The organism is Peterkaempfera bronchialis (genome assembly GCF_003258605.2).
Classification (GTDB): Bacteria; Actinomycetota; Actinomycetes; order Streptomycetales; family Streptomycetaceae; genus Peterkaempfera; species Peterkaempfera bronchialis.
In genome coordinates, this window is the sequence record NZ_CP031264.1 from 4,985,600 (window position 1) to 5,000,337 (window position 14,738).

The 14,738-nt window shown below is 71.2% G+C and carries 9 protein-coding genes; all 9 read left to right on the plus strand.

Annotated elements, in window-relative coordinates; translation table 11 throughout:
- The first annotated feature begins 103 nt into the window (after positions 1 to 103).
- Positions 104 to 5,524, plus strand: coding sequence for a HAMP domain-containing protein (locus C7M71_RS22185; protein WP_114914717.1), 5,421 nt, complete (start codon positions 104 to 106; stop codon positions 5,522 to 5,524).
- Between the two features lie 314 nt (positions 5,525 to 5,838).
- On the plus strand, positions 5,839 to 6,531 hold the full coding sequence (locus C7M71_RS22190; RefSeq protein ID WP_111492720.1) for a response regulator: 693 nt from the start codon (positions 5,839 to 5,841) through the stop codon (positions 6,529 to 6,531).
- 142 nt (positions 6,532 to 6,673) lie between these two features.
- Positions 6,674 to 9,346, plus strand: coding sequence for a DNA translocase FtsK (locus C7M71_RS22195; RefSeq protein ID WP_111492721.1), 2,673 nt, complete (start codon positions 6,674 to 6,676; stop codon positions 9,344 to 9,346).
- Positions 9,347 to 9,550: 204 nt separating this feature from the next.
- A complete protein-coding gene (locus C7M71_RS22200) occupies positions 9,551 to 10,480 on the plus strand; it encodes a helix-turn-helix domain-containing protein (protein WP_407675932.1) in 930 nt (309 codons plus the stop codon).
- Positions 10,481 to 10,561: 81 nt separating this feature from the next.
- The gene (gene rimO / locus C7M71_RS22205; protein ID WP_111492722.1) at positions 10,562 to 12,103 is read left to right on the plus strand and encodes a 30S ribosomal protein S12 methylthiotransferase RimO; all 1,542 of its coding nucleotides are present in this window, start codon (positions 10,562 to 10,564) and stop codon (positions 12,101 to 12,103) included.
- Between the two features lie 35 nt (positions 12,104 to 12,138).
- Positions 12,139 to 12,807 carry a CDP-diacylglycerol--glycerol-3-phosphate 3-phosphatidyltransferase gene (pgsA, locus tag C7M71_RS22210; protein ID WP_407675997.1) on the plus strand — a complete coding sequence of 223 codons (669 nt, stop codon included), beginning with the start codon at positions 12,139 to 12,141 and terminating at the stop codon, positions 12,805 to 12,807.
- 8 nt (positions 12,808 to 12,815) lie between these two features.
- Positions 12,816 to 13,424 (plus strand): CinA family protein, encoded by a 609-nt coding sequence (locus tag C7M71_RS22215; protein WP_111492724.1) that lies wholly within the window; start codon positions 12,816 to 12,818, stop codon positions 13,422 to 13,424.
- A gap of 179 nt (positions 13,425 to 13,603) precedes the next feature.
- Positions 13,604 to 13,966, plus strand: a complete 363-nt coding sequence (locus tag C7M71_RS22220) for a helix-turn-helix domain-containing protein (protein ID WP_111492725.1) — start codon at positions 13,604 to 13,606, stop codon at positions 13,964 to 13,966.
- 152 nt (positions 13,967 to 14,118) lie between these two features.
- The gene (locus tag C7M71_RS22225; RefSeq protein ID WP_111492726.1) at positions 14,119 to 14,592 is read left to right on the plus strand and encodes a Dps family protein; all 474 of its coding nucleotides are present in this window, start codon (positions 14,119 to 14,121) and stop codon (positions 14,590 to 14,592) included.
- Positions 14,593 to 14,738: the final 146 nt, after the last annotated feature.

Consider the following 14,738-nt stretch of genomic DNA (forward strand, 5'->3'; position numbering starts at 1 on the left):
TCCGGCCAGGGGTACGTCCACCCGCAGGGCGACCACCCCGGCCAACGGCACCAGAAGCACGGACGCCGCCAACCTCCGCAAACTGCTGACCGCGCTGACCGCGATGCGCGACGGCAACTTCCGCCGCCGGCTGACCGTGCCCGGCGACGGGGTGATGGCCGAGATCGCCGCCGTCTTCAACGAGGTCGCCGAGCGCAACCAGCACCTCACCGGCGAGCTGGCCCGGGTACGCCGGGTGGTGGGCCGCGAGGGGCGGCTCTCGGAGCGGCTGGAGCTGGGCGCCGGGGAAGGCGCCTGGGGCTCGGCGGTCGACAACTGCAACGCCCTGATCGACGACCTGGCCCGGCCGATGGCCGAGGTGGGCCGGGTGCTGGGCTCCATCGCCGTGGGCGACCTGGAGCAGCGCATGGAGCTGCGCTCCATCGGCGCGGACGGCGCCACCCACCCGCTGCGCGGCGAGTTCCTCAAGATCGGCCGGACCGTGAACGGCCTGGTGGACCAGCTCTCCGAGTTCACCGACGAGGTGACCCGGGTGGCCATCGAGGTGGGCACCAAGGGCAAGCTCGGCGGCCAGGCCCGGGTGCGCGGCATGTCCGGCAGCTGGAAGGACCTCACCGACTCGGTCAACACCATGGCCGGCCGGCTGACCGCACAGGTCCGCGACATCGCGCTGGTGACCACGGCGGTCGCCAAGGGCGACCTGTCGCGCAAGGTCACCGTCCATGTGGACGGCGAGATGCTGGAGCTGAAGAACACCGTCAACACGATGGTGGACCAGCTCTCCGCGTTCGGCGCCGAGGTCACCCGGGTGGCCCGCGAGGTGGGCACCGAGGGCCAGCTGGGCGGCCAGGCCCAGGTGCCGGGGGTGGCCGGGGTCTGGAAGGACCTCACCGACAACGTCAATGTGATGGCGAACAACCTGACCGCACAGGTCCGGGAGATCGCCCAGGTCACCACGGCGGTCGCCAACGGCGACCTGTCGCAGAAGATCACCGTCACCGCGCGCGGCGAGATCGCCCGGCTGGCGACCACCATCAACGCGATGACGGAGACGCTGCGCACCTTCGCCGCCGAGGTGACCCGGGTGGCCAGCGAGGTCGCCTCGGAGGGGCGGCTGGGCGGTCAGGCGCTGGTACCGGGCGCGGCGGGAGTCTGGAAGGACCTCACCGACTCGGTGAACAACGCCTTCCGCGATCTGACGGCGCAGGTCCGCGACATCGCTCAGGTGACCACGGCGGTGGCCTCGGGTGATCTGACGCAGAAGGTCACGGTGGATGTCTCCGGCGAGATGCTGGAGTTGAAGAACACCGTCAACACCATGGTCGACCAGCTGTCGTCGTTCGGTGTCGAGGTGACCCGGGTGGCCCGGGAGATCGGCGCCGAGGGGCGGCTCGGCGGTCAGGCGCAGGTGCCGGGGGTGGCCGGGACCTGGAAGGACCTCACCGACTCGGTGAACAACGCCTTCCGCAACCTCACCGGCCAGGTCCGCAATATCGCCCAGGTGACCACGGCGGTGGCGTCGGGTGATCTGACGCAGAAGGTCACGGTGGATGTCTCCGGCGAGATGTTGGAGCTGAAGAACACCGTCAACACCATGGTCGACCAGCTGTCGTCCTTTGCCGCCCAGGTGACCCGGGTGGCCCGGGACGTGGGCGTGGAGGGCCGCCTCGGCGGTCAGGCGCAGGTGCCGGGGGTGGCCGGGACCTGGCGTGATCTGACCGACTCGGTGAACTTCATGGCCAACAATCTCACCGATCAGGTCCGCAATATCGCCCAGGTGACCACGGCGGTGGCCCGGGGCGATCTTTCGCAGAAGATCGAAGTCGATGCCCGGGGCGAGATCCTGGAGCTGAAGAACACCATCAACACCATGGTCGACCAGCTTTCGGCGTTCGCGGAGCAGGTGACCCGGGTGGCCCGTGAGGTGGGTACCGAGGGCATGCTGGGCGGCCAGGCCAGCGTGCCCGGCGTCGCCGGTACCTGGAAGGACCTGACCGACAACGTCAACTTCATGGCCAACAACCTCACCGGCCAGGTACGGAACATCGCCCAGGTCGCCACGGCGGTGGCCCGGGGCGATCTTTCGCAGAAGATCGACGTGGACGCCCGGGGCGAGATCCTGGAGCTCAAGACCACCCTGAACACCATGGTCGACCAGTTGGGCGCCTTCGCCGACGAGGTGACCCGGGTGGCCCGTGAGGTGGGTACCGAGGGCCGTCTCGGCGGTCAGGCCGAGGTGCCGGGCGTCTCGGGTACCTGGAAGGACCTGACCGACAACGTCAACCTGATGGCCAACAACCTCACCGGCCAGGTGCGGAACATCGCCGAGGTGACCACGGCAGTGGCCCGGGGCGACGTCTCCAAGAAGATCACCGTCGACGCCCGGGGCGAGATCCTGGAGCTGGTCACCACCGTCAACACGATGGTGGACCAGCTCTCCGCCTTCGCCGACGAGGTGACCCGGGTGGCCCGCGAGGTCGGCACCGAGGGCATCCTCGGCGGTCAGGCCCGGGTCCGGGGCGTCTCCGGCATCTGGAAGGACCTCACCGACAACGTCAACTTCATGGCGTCCAACCTCACCAGCCAGGTGCGGAACATCGCCCAGGTGGCCACCGCCGTGGCCAATGGCGACCTCTCCAAGAAGATCACCATCGAGGCGCAGGGCGAGCTGGCCGCACTGGCCGGCACCCTCAACACCATGGTCGACCAGCTCTCGGCCTTCGCCGTGGAGGTCACCCGGGTGGCCCGCGAGGTGGGCACCGACGGCATCCTGGGCGGCCAGGCGAGCGTCCCGGGCGTGGCGGGCATCTGGAAGGACCTCACCGAGAACGTCAACCTGATGGCGAACAACCTCACCAACCAGGTGCGGAACATCGCCCTCGTCACCACCGCGGTCGCCAAGGGCGACCTCTCCAAGAAGATCGACGTGGATGCGCGCGGCGAGATCCTGGAGCTGAAGACCACCCTGAACACCATGGTCGACCAGCTGTCGTCGTTCGGTGTCGAGGTGACCCGGGTGGCCCGCGAGGTGGGCACCGACGGCCGCCTCGGCGGCCAGGCCCGCGTCCCCGGCGTGGCCGGTACCTGGCAGGACCTCACCGAGTCGGTGAACGAGCTGGCCGGCAACCTCACCCGGCAGGTCCGCGCCATCGCCCAGGTCGCCACCGCGGTCACCCGTGGCGACCTCTCGCTGCGCATCGACGTGGATGCGTCCGGCGAGCTCGACGAGCTCAAGGACAACATCAACCAGATGATCGCCAACCTGCGCGAGACCACCCGCACCAACCAGGAGCAGGACTGGCTGAAGACCAACCTGGCGCGGATCTCCGGCCTGCTCCAGGGCCGCCGCGACCTGGAGGCGGTCGCCGCGCTGATCATGAGCGAGCTCACCCCGGTGGTCTCCGCCCAGCACGGCGCCTTCTTCCTCGCCCAGCCCGCCAGCCGCTCCGCCGCCCTGGTCACCGAGGACGACGACGAGAGCGATGTGGTGCTGCGGCTGATCGGCTCGTACGGCTACCAGCGGCGGGCCATGCCGACCACCTTCCGGCCCGGCGAGTCGCTGATCGGGCAGGTCGCGGTGGAGAAGCGGTCCATCATGCTCAAGGAGGCGCCGCCCGGCTATCTCAAGATCGCCTCCGGTCTTGGCGAGGCGTCTCCGGCCCATGTGATCGTGCTCCCGGTGATGTTCGAGGGCCGGATGCTGGGCGTGATCGAGCTGGCCTCCTTCAGCGCCTTCACCAATGTGGCGCTGGACTTCCTGGAGCAGATCGCCGAGATGATCGGCGTCACCGTCAACAACATCAGCGTCAACACCAAGACGGAGGGCCTGCTGCTGGAGTCCCAGCGGCTCACCGCCGAACTCTCCATGCGCTCCGCCGAGTTGGAGGCCCGCCAGGAGGAGCTGGAGCGCACCAACGAGGAGCTCCAGGAGAAGGCCGAGCAGCTGGCCCAGCAGAACCGCGACATCGAGATCAAGAACAGCGAGATCGAGGAGGCCCGCCAGGTCCTGGAGGAGCGCGCCGAGCAACTGGCCCTCGCCTCCCGCTACAAGAGCGAGTTCCTGGCCAATATGTCGCATGAGCTGCGCACCCCGCTCAACTCGCTGCTGATCCTCGCCAAGCTGCTGGCCGACAACAACGAGGGCAACCTCTCACCCAAGCAGGTGGAGTTCTCCGAGACCATCCACGGCGCCGGCACCGACCTGCTGCAACTGATCAACGACATCCTGGACCTCTCCAAGGTCGAGGCGGGCAAGATGGAGGTCCGGCCGTCCCGGATCGCGCTGGTCCAGCTGGTCGACTATGTGGAGGCCGCCTTCCGGCCGCTCACCGCCGACAAGGGCCTGGACTTCGCCGTACGGGTCGCCCCCGACCTGCCGGTCACCCTGCACACCGACGAGCAGCGGCTCCAGCAGGTGCTGCGCAATCTGCTCTCCAACGCGGTGAAGTTCACCGACGGCGGCGCCGTGGAACTGCTGATCCGCGCGGTCGGCGACGATGTGCCGCCGCATGTCCGGGAGCAGCTGCTGGAGTCCGGGGCGCTCGGCGAAGGCGGGCAGCCGCTGATCGCCTTCTCGGTCACCGACACCGGCATCGGCATCCCCAGCAACAAGCTGCGGGAGATCTTCGAGGCGTTCAAGCAGGCCGACGGCACCACCAGCCGCAAGTACGGCGGCACCGGTCTTGGCCTCTCCATCAGCCGGGAGATCGCCCGGCTGCTGGGCGGCGAGATCCACGCCGAGAGCGAGTTGGGGCGCGGCTCCACCTTCACCCTCTATCTGCCGCTGCACGCCGACGACCCGCGCGCGGGCGCCGAGCGGCGCGGCGGCCATCCGGCGCTGGAGGCGGCGATTCGCGCGGAGTACGACGGCATGGCGGACACCGGCAGCCCGGCCGAGCACTGGGCGCAGGAGGTCCGCGAGCTGGCCCAGGAGCGGCGCCGCGAGGCTGCCGACCGCCGCGCCGCGGAGCGCCGCGCCGCCGCCCGCCGGTCCCCGGCCGAGCCGGCCCCGGCGCCCGCCGTCCCGCCGGTGCCTCCGACGCCGCCGCGTACGGTGGCCTTCCCCGGCCAGGGCGGAGGCGTCGCCCACGCCGGGGCGGAGACCGCCGGGGGCGGCGAGGAGGCGGGCTTCCACGGGCGCTTCGAGGGGGAGAAGGTGCTGATCGTCGATGACGACATCCGCAATGTCTTCGCCCTCACCAGCGTGTTGGAGCAGTACGGGCTGACCGTGCTCTACGCGGAGAACGGCCGGGAGGGGATCGAGGTCCTGGAGCAGCACGACGATGTGGCGCTGGTGCTGATGGACATCATGATGCCGGAGATGGACGGGTACGCCACCACGGAGGCGATCCGCAGCATGCCGCAGTTCGCCGGGCTGCCGATCATCGCGCTCACCGCCAAGGCGATGAAGGGCGACAAGGAGAAGAGCCTGGACGCGGGCGCCTCCGACCATGTCACCAAGCCGGTCGACACCGATCACCTGCTGGGGGTGATGGCCCACTGGCTGCCGGCGCACGGCAGCTGACGGCACGCCCCCTCAGCGTGGTGGCCGCCCGGGACGGGAACCGGATAGGGTCGCTCGGCGTTGCCAGAAGGTGCCGGGTGCATCCGGTAGGGGACGGCATGTCGCGACGGCGCGACGACGTGACCATGCGACGACGCGACCATGCAGTGACGTGACCAAGCAGTGACGTGACCATGCGACGACGTGACAATGCGACGACGTGCTGTGGCGGACGAAAAGGTGCGACTACCATGACCGGCACGAGGGCAGGCGGCGCACAGGTGCCGCCCGTGGGGGCGGCGCCCGGGACACTTCCGGGACGAGGAGGACGGGCCATGGTGCAGAAGGCCAAGATCCTCCTGGTCGATGACCGGCCGGAGAATCTGCTGGCGCTGGAGGCGATCCTCTCGGCGCTCGACCAGACCCTGGTGCGGGCATCGTCCGGGGAGGAAGCGCTCAAGGCGCTGCTGACCGACGACTTCGCGGTCATCCTGCTGGATGTCCAGATGCCCGGTATGGACGGCTTCGAGACCGCCGCCCACATCAAGCGCCGCGAGCGCACCCGGGACATCCCGATCATCTTCCTCACCGCCATCAACCACGGCCCGCACCACACCTTCCGGGGCTATGCGGCCGGCGCCGTGGACTACATCTCCAAGCCGTTCGACCCCTGGGTGCTGCGGGCCAAGGTCTCGGTCTTCGTCGAGCTCTATATGAAGAACTGCCAGCTCAAGGAGCAGGCGGCGCTGCTGCGCCTGCAACTGGAGTCGGGGCAGCCGCTCGGCGACGGCGAGGCGGCCCGCAAGGAGCCGGTCAACGGCGGCCTGCTGGCCGAGCTGTCCGCCCGGCTGGCCGCCGTGGAGGAGCAGGCCGAGGCGCTCACCAAGCAGCTTGACGAGTCGGCGGACACCGCGGCCGCCGCCACCGCCGCCCACCTGGAGCGCAAGCTGGCCGGTCTGCGGCGGGCCCTGGACGCCCTGGAGCCGGGCTCCGGCACCGCCGGGTCCTCCTTTCCCGGCGAGGGCTGACCGTCCCTCAGGGGGTCCTGCTACGCCAGATGGGTGACACCCGTTCGGGTGTGGTGCGGTCCGCCGCGGGCGGGCGCGACACGCCCCCCGGGCCACGGCCGGGCACATGTTCCCCGGGTGGCACCGCCGGTACCCTCTGACCATGGCCACACGTACGTCCGGAAGCGCCCCGCGCACCCCTTCCTCCGGGTCGCCGAAGAAGGGTGGATCCGGAGCGGCGGGCAAGGAGGCGGCCAAGCCTCCGGCCAAGAAGGCCCCTCGGAAGGCCCCGGCGAAGAAGGCGGCCCCGCCGCCCCCACCGTCGCCGCCGCCGAGGCCCATACTCTTCCGCCTGGTGCGGGCCTGCTGGCTCGGCCTCGCGCATGCCGTCGGCGCGGTCTTCCGCGGCTTCGGCGACGGCGCCAAGGGCCTCCACCCCGCGCACCGCCGGGACGGCCTCGGGCTGCTGCTGCTCGGCCTGGCGCTGGTGACCGCGGCCGGTACCTGGTTCAGCCCGCAGGGCTGGCTGGGCGTCGCCGCCACCGCCGTGGTCAGCGGCGCCTTCGGCCGCTTGGACGTCCTGGTGGCGGTGCCGCTGGCCGGGATCGCCTGGCGGCTGCTGCGCCATCCGGAGCGCCCGGAGGCCAACGGGCGGATCGTCATCGGCCTGGGCGCGCTGACCGTCGGTGTGCTCGGCCTGGTGCACATCGGCTGCGGTGCCCCGGCCATGCAGACCGGCGCCACCCGGATCCGGCAGGCCGGCGGCATCATCGGCTGGGCCGCCTCCCGGCCGATGATGGCCGCCGCCGGTCCGGCGCTGGCCGTACCGCTGCTGCTGCTGGTCGCCTTCTTCGGCCTGCTGGTGGTCACCGCCACCCCGGTCAACAAGATCCCGGAGCGGGTGGCGATGCTGGGCCGGCGGCTCGGCGTACTGGAGCGGACCGACCCGGTGGACGGCACGGGCGGGGAGCCGATGGAGCGGGTGCACTCCACCGAGCCTCCGGAGGACGCCGACCCGGACGCCGTGCCGTACACGGTGGAGACGGACGGCCAGGCCGCACCGGTCAAGCGCCGCCGCAGCCGCCGCAGGCAGCTCGACCCGGCCGACGACGGCCCGTTCGCCACCCGCGACCTGGCCCGGGGCGTGGCGGCGGACCTCCAGGGCGCCGTGGAGTTCGGGGTGCCCGGGTCCTCCACGCTGGCCGACATGGTCCCCAAGGTGGCCGACATGGTCCCCAAGGTGGCCGGCATGGTCCCCAAGGTGGTGGACCGCACCGCGCCGCCCGAGGAGCCGGCGGTGCCCGCTGCCCGCAGCGGGACCGGCGAGGCCGACCCGGCCCCGGTGCGGATGGAGCAGCTCCAGCTCTCCGGGGACATCACCTATGCGCTGCCCTCGCTGGACCTGCTGGAGCGCGGCGGCCCGGCCAAGGCCCGCAGCAAGGTCAACGACGATGTGGTGGCCCAGCTCAGCGGCGTCTTCGCGGAGTTCAAGGTGGACGCCGCCGTCACCGGCTTCACCCGTGGCCCGACCGTCACCCGCTATGAGGTGGAGCTCGGCCAGGCGGTGAAGGTGGAGCGGATCACCGCGCTCGCCAAGAACATCGCCTACGCGGTGGCCAGCCCGGATGTGCGGATCATCAGCCCCATCCCGGGCAAGTCCGCCGTGGGCATCGAGATCCCCAACCGGGACCGCGAGATGGTCAGCCTCGGCGACCTGCTGCGCTCCCGTGCCGCCGCCGAGGACGGCCACCCGATGCTGGTCGGGATGGGCAAGGACGTCGAGGGCCACACCGTGATGGCCAACCTCGCCAAGATGCCGCACATCCTGGTCGCGGGTGCCACCGGCGCGGGCAAGTCGTCCTGTGTCAACTGCCTGATCACCTCGGTACTGGCCCGGGCCACCCCGGACGAGGTGAGGATGGTGCTGGTCGACCCCAAGCGGGTGGAGCTCACCGCGTACGAGGGCATCCCGCACCTGATCACGCCGATCATCACCAACCCCAAGAAGGCCGCCGAGGCGCTGCAGTGGGTGGTCCGCGAGATGGACCTGCGCTATGACGACCTGGCCGCCTTCGGATTCCGCCATGTGGACGACTTCAACGCGGCGGTACGGGCCGGGCGGGTGCAGCCGCCGGCCGGCTCCGAACGGGAGCTGGCGCCCTATCCGTACCTGCTGGTGATCGTGGACGAGCTGGCCGACCTGATGATGGTCGCCCCCCGGGACGTCGAGGACTCCGTGGTCCGCATCACCCAGCTGGCCCGCGCCGCCGGCATCCACCTGGTGCTGGCCACCCAGCGGCCGTCGGTGGACGTGGTGACCGGCCTGATCAAGGCCAATGTCCCCTCCCGGCTGGCCTTCGCCACCTCCTCACTGGCCGACTCCCGGGTCATCCTGGACCAGCCCGGCGCGGAGAAGCTGATCGGCAAGGGCGACGCGCTCTTCCTGCCGATGGGCGCGGGCAAGCCGATCCGGATGCAGGGGGCCTTTGTCACCGAGGCCGAGATCGCGGCGGTGGTGAACCACTGCAAGAACCAGTTGACGCCCGCTTACCGCGAGGACGTCACCGTGGGCTCGGGGCAGAAGAAGGAGATCGACGAGGAGATCGGCGACGACCTGGACCTGCTCTGCCAGGCGGCGGAGCTGGTGGTCTCCACCCAGTTCGGGTCGACCTCGATGCTGCAACGCAAACTGCGTGTGGGATTCGCCAAGGCGGGCAGGCTGATGGATCTGATGGAGTCGCGCGGGATCGTCGGCCCCAGCGAGGGTTCCAAGGCCCGCGACGTGCTCATCAAACCGGACGAACTGGATGCGGTCCTCCTTGAACTGAGGGGGTGACCTCGGACCCGCGAACTCGTTCGCGGGATGGGGAACCGATCGGCGGGCGCACTGCGTCCACGGTCTGGGACGACCTGTCGGGCGGCCCCGGCACGGGTTGCCGCGCGGCCTCTGCGCATTCGGTCCCGCCCGGCTTGATAAAGGCTTTCCCACCCCCTCTAGACTGATATTCCAGCAGGTGGCCAACGCTCGAAAGGCGCCCCAGTGACCATCGGCAAGTCCCCACTCGGCGACAACCGCCGGTCCGACACCGCCTCGCCCGGCTCCACTCCGACCAGGTCCGGGTCCTCTGCGGTCGGGCGGCACAGACCGCCGGTCCCGGCCACCTTCCAGCCGCCTGCCGAGGCCGTGCCCACCGCCACTCCGCTCCCCACCATCGGCCGGATCCTGGCGTCCGCCCGGATCGACGCCGCGCTGACCGTGGACCAGGTCAGCGCCGCCACCCGGGTCCGGGTGCCGATAGTGCACGCGATCGAGGAGGACGACTACAGCCGCTGCGGAGGCGACTTCTACGCGCGCGGCCACATCCGGGCCATCGCCAAGGCGGTCGGCGTGGACGGCGACGCGCTGGTGGCCCGGTACGACGCCGCGCACGGCGGCGACCCCGCCTCGGCCCGGCCGGTGCAGATCTTCGAGGCGGAGCGCATCCGGACCGAGCGGCGGCGGCCCAACTGGACGGCGGCCATGATCGCCGCCATCGTCGCGGTGGTGGCCCTGATCGGCTTCAACCTGGTCAACGGCAAGAACCAGCCGGCCACCGAGAAGGCAGCCTCCACACCGCTGCCGAGCCGGAAGTCCTCCGCGCCGGTCACGGTGCGGCCCACGCCGCCCGCCACCCAGCGCACCGAGTCCCCGATCGCGGCTGCGCCGGCCGACAAGGTGACCGTGAAGCTGGTCGCCCAGGACGGTGACAGCTGGGTTTCGGCCATGGACAGCCAGGGCAACACGCTCTTCCAGAAGAACCTCCAGTCCGGCGAGAACCAGACCTTCACCGACCCCAAGCGGATCAGGCTGGTGCTGGGCAACGCGGGCGCCGTCCACCTGTACGTCAACGGCAAGGACCTCGGCCCGGCCGGTGAGGAGGGCCAGGTGGTCAGGCTCACCTACACCCCGGGCGACCCCGAGGCCGCCTAGCCCACCACCCCCCACCGCCCCTGTAGCGGCTGCGCGGCCTCCGGAGACACACCCCCGGGGGCCGCGCGTTAATCTTGCCGCATGCCAGAACGCCGCACTGTCGCCCTTGTCACGCTCGGATGCGCCCGCAACGAGGTCGATTCCGAGGAACTCGCCGGGCGGCTGGAGGCCGACGGCTGGCAGCTCGTCCAGGACGCCGCCGACGCCGACGTCGCCGTCGTCAACACCTGCGGCTTTGTCGAGGCCGCCAAGAAGGACTCCGTGGACGCCCTGCTGGAGGCCAACGACCTCAAGGGCCACGGCCGCACCCAGGCCGTCGTCGCGGTCGGCTGCATGGCCGAGCGCTACGGCAAGGAGCTCGCCGAGGCGCTGCCCGAGGCCGACGCCGTGCTCGGTTTCGACGACTACGCCGACATCGCCGACCGCCTCCAGACCATCCTCTCCGGCGGGCAGCACACCTCGCACGCCCCCCGCGACCGCCGCAAGCTGCTGCCGCTGACCCCGGTCGAGCGCCAGACCGCCGCCGCCGAGGTCGCCGTACCGGGGCATGGGACCGCCACCGGGTCCGACCGCCCGGAGGCGGGTCCGGAGGCGAGCGTGGACCTGGCCGACCTGCCGGCCGGGGTGGCTCCGGCGTCCGGGCCGCGCACGCTGCGGCGGCGGCTGGACGACTCCCCGGTGGCCTCGGTGAAGCTCGCCTCCGGCTGCGACCGCCGCTGCTCCTTCTGCGCCATCCCGGCCTTCCGGGGCTCCTTCCTCTCCCGCCGCCCCGCCGATGTGCTCTCCGAGACCCGCTGGCTCGCCGAGCAGGGCGTCCGCGAGGTCATGCTGGTCAGCGAGAACAACACCTCGTACGGCAAGGACCTCGGCGACATCCGGCTGCTGGAGACCCTGCTGCCCGAGCTGGCCGCCGTGGACGGCATCGAGCGGGTACGGGTCAGCTACCTCCAGCCCGCCGAGATGCGGCCCGGCCTGATCGACGTGATGACCGGCACCCCGGGCGTGGTGCCCTACTTCGACCTCTCCTTCCAGCACTCCGCGCCCGCCGTGCTGCGCCGGATGCGCCGGTTCGGCGACACCGACCGCTTCCTGGAACTGCTGGAGACCATCCGGGGCAAGGCGCCCGAGGCCGGCGCCCGGTCCAACTTCATCGTCGGCTTCCCCGGCGAGACCGAGGCCGACCTGGCGGAGCTGGAGCGCTTCCTCACCCACGCCCGGCTGGACGCCATCGGCGTCTTCGGGTACTCCGACGAGGACGGCACCGAGGCGGCGGGCTACGACGGCAAGCTGCCCGACGACGAGGTGGCCGAGCGGCTGGCGCGGCTGACCCGGCTGGCCGAGGAGATGACCGCGCAGCGGGCCGAGGAGCGGATCGGCAGCGAGGTCGAGGTGCTGGTGGAGTCCCTGGAGGACGGCGTGGTGGAGGGCCGGGCGGCCCACCAGGCCCCGGAGACGGACGGCCTGACCACGCTGCTCGGCGCGGTGGACGCCAAGCCCGGACAGTTCGTCCGCGCCCGGGTGGTCGCCACCGAGGGCGTCGACCTGGTGGCCGAGCCGGTCGAAGGCCGTCAGCCAGTCGAAGGCCGTCAGCCGGTCGAAGGCCGTCAGGGGGCGGAGGCGTGACCGGAGCATCGGAGAGCGGCGGCAGAGGCGCCCGCCTGGGCGAGGTGGCCGCGGAGGCACTGGCCGAGCACCATGCGCCCGCGACCGCCCCGCCGGCGGAGGCCGTCCGCCCGGTGGAGCGCGCCGAGCCGCCACCGGACATCTGGAATGTGGCCAATCTGCTCACCATGGTGCGGCTGCTGCTGGTGCCGGTCTTCACCGCGCTGCTCTTCGCCGCCGGCGGCCACGACCCCAAGTGGCGGTCGGTGGCCTGGGCGTCCTTCGCCATCGCCATGATCACCGACCTCTTCGACGGAGAGCTGGCCCGCCGCAAGGGGCTGGTGACCGACTTCGGCAAGATCGCCGACCCGATCGCCGACAAGGCGATCATGGGAGCGGCGCTGATCGGCCTCTCCGCCCTCGGCGACCTGCCCTGGTGGGTCACGGCCGTGATCCTCGCCCGCGAGCTGGGCATCACCCTGATGCGCTTCTGGGTGATCAGGCACGGGGTGATTCCGGCCAGTCGCGGCGGCAAGGTCAAGACGCTCACCCAGGGCATCGCCGTCGGCATGTATGTGCTGGAACTCACCGGCTGGCTGGCGACCGCGCGGGCGGTGCTGATGGGCGCGGCCGTGCTGCTCACCGTGGGCACCGGCGCGGACTACGTCCGCCAGGCGGTGCGGCTGCGCCGGGCCGGGCTTGCCAGGGCCCGCACCGGGGCATGATCGGACCCATGGGCACCCCTTCCGCCGCGACCGAGCGCGATGCCACGGCCCCCGGCCTGGCTCGGCGGCTGCATGACGCCATGCGCGCGGCCGGTTCCACGGTCGCGGTGGCGGAGTCGCTCACCGGCGGTCTGCTGGCCGCCGAGCTGGTGGACGCCCCGGGTGCCTCCGCCACCTTCCGGGGCTCGGTGACCGCCTATGCCACCGACCTCAAGGCGTCGGTGCTGGGGGTGGACGCCGAACTGCTGGCCGCCGAGGGCGCCGTCCACCCCGAGGTCGCCTTGCAGATGGCGGAGGGCGTGCGGCGGCTGATGGGCGCCGTCTACGGAGTGGCCACCACCGGAGTGGCCGGACCCGAGCCCCAGGACGGGAAACCCGTGGGCACGGTGTATATCGCCGTGGTCGGACCTGAGGGAAGTGCGGTCAGTTCGCCCCGGCTGTCGGGGGAGCGTGCCACAATCCGACGCAAGACGGTGACCGCTGCCCTGGAGCTGCTCCGCGACCAGCTGCGGCCGACCGCCGCAGCCGGGGGAGGGGTTAGTTCCGGCGGTACCACCGGGAAGAAGCCCAGTAGCGGAATCCAGTGGCGGAATCCGGCAGCGGAATCCGGCAGTTGAACCCAGCAGTAGACCCATCCGCCCGGGACGACGGACACCCGTCCATACCGGGAACCACAGGGGAGGGACCATGCGTACAGCCCAGAGTGAACACGACCATGGTCCCCGCACGTGAAGCGGGCAAGGCGGTACGGTGGGGACGTGACGTCTCGATCCGCGGTCCGAGGAGGGAGCCACCGATGATCCTGCTCCGTCGCCTACTGGGTGACGTGCTGCGTCGGCAGCGCCAGCGTCAGGGCCGTACCCTCCGCGAGGTGTCCGCCGCAGCACGGGTGTCGCTCGGGTACCTGTCCGAGGTCGAGCGTGGGCAGAAGGAGGCATCCTCCGAGCTGCTCTCCGCCATCTGCGACGCGCTGGACGTCCGTATGTCGGAGGTCATGCGCGAGGTGAGCGACGAGCTGTCGCTCGCGGAGCTGGCCGCCGGCGAGCCGGTGCGGCCGGTGCTGGAGCCCGTCCCCGTCCCCGGCCCCGCTGCCGACCGGATGAGTTCCATCACGCAGAAGACCGCCCAGGCAGCAGCCGTCGACGTGGTCGCCGCCTGACCGGGGTTCGCGCGGGCCCTGCCCGATTGCTCCACCGGATCGTGGGCAGGAGCCCGTTGCCGCGCCGGAGTGCCAGCTCCGGCGGGTGCGATCGAATCCCCGGTTGCCCGGGGCGGCCGGGTGCCGCTCGGGGCGGGAGGAGCCACCCAGAGATGACCGTCGTCAAGAGCCCGCTCTCCGACAGTGACCGCGAGATCACCGGCAATGCCCTCCAGAGCGCACTGGTGGATCTGCTGGATCTCTCCCTGGTTGCCAAGCAGGCCCACTGGAATCTGATCGGTCCGCGTTTCCGCTCCATCCATCTGCAGCTGGACGAGGTCGTCAGCACGGCCCGCAACTACGCCGACACGGTGGCCGAGCGGGCCGCCGCGATCGGGGTCAATCCGGACGGCCGGGCCGCCACCGTCGCCAAGACCAGCGGCCTGCCCGACTTCCCCTCGGGCTGGGTGCGGGACACCGATGTGGTCCAGGCGCTGGTGGAGGCGTTCAACGCGGTGATCGGCCGGATGCGCGAGCGCATCGCGGCCACCGAGAAGCCGGATCCGGTCAGTCAGGATCTCTTCATCGGCCTTGCCGCCGAGCTTGAAAAGGAAGCCTGGATGTTCCAGGTGGAGAACATGAGCTGAGCTGAGCCCGGCCGACGGCGGCCGCACCGCGGTAGGGGTGCGGCCGCCGAGGTGTGCACCGGCCCGGATCTCCCACCCGTGTTCCACGACCGGCCCTGCGGAAGGCCCAAGGAGGCGGTTCCATGTGCCGACTCCCGCTGTCCCGC

Excerpts from the sequence above, each read along its gene's own strand:
- C7M71_RS22185 (WP_114914717.1), top strand. The coding sequence starts at position 104 with ATGCGCGACGGCAACTTCCGCCGCCGGCTGACCGTGCCCGGCGACGGG.
- C7M71_RS22190 (WP_111492720.1), top strand. The coding sequence starts at position 5,839 with ATGGTGCAGAAGGCCAAGATCCTCCTGGTCGATGACCGGCCGGAGAAT.
- C7M71_RS22195 (WP_111492721.1), top strand. The coding sequence starts at position 6,674 with ATGGCCACACGTACGTCCGGAAGCGCCCCGCGCACCCCTTCCTCCGGG.
- rimO (WP_111492722.1), top strand. The coding sequence starts at position 10,562 with ATGCCAGAACGCCGCACTGTCGCCCTTGTCACGCTCGGATGCGCCCGC.
- C7M71_RS22215 (WP_111492724.1), top strand. The coding sequence starts at position 12,816 with ATGGGCACCCCTTCCGCCGCGACCGAGCGCGATGCCACGGCCCCCGGC.
- C7M71_RS22220 (WP_111492725.1), top strand. The coding sequence starts at position 13,604 with ATGATCCTGCTCCGTCGCCTACTGGGTGACGTGCTGCGTCGGCAGCGC.
- C7M71_RS22225 (WP_111492726.1), top strand. The coding sequence starts at position 14,119 with ATGACCGTCGTCAAGAGCCCGCTCTCCGACAGTGACCGCGAGATCACC.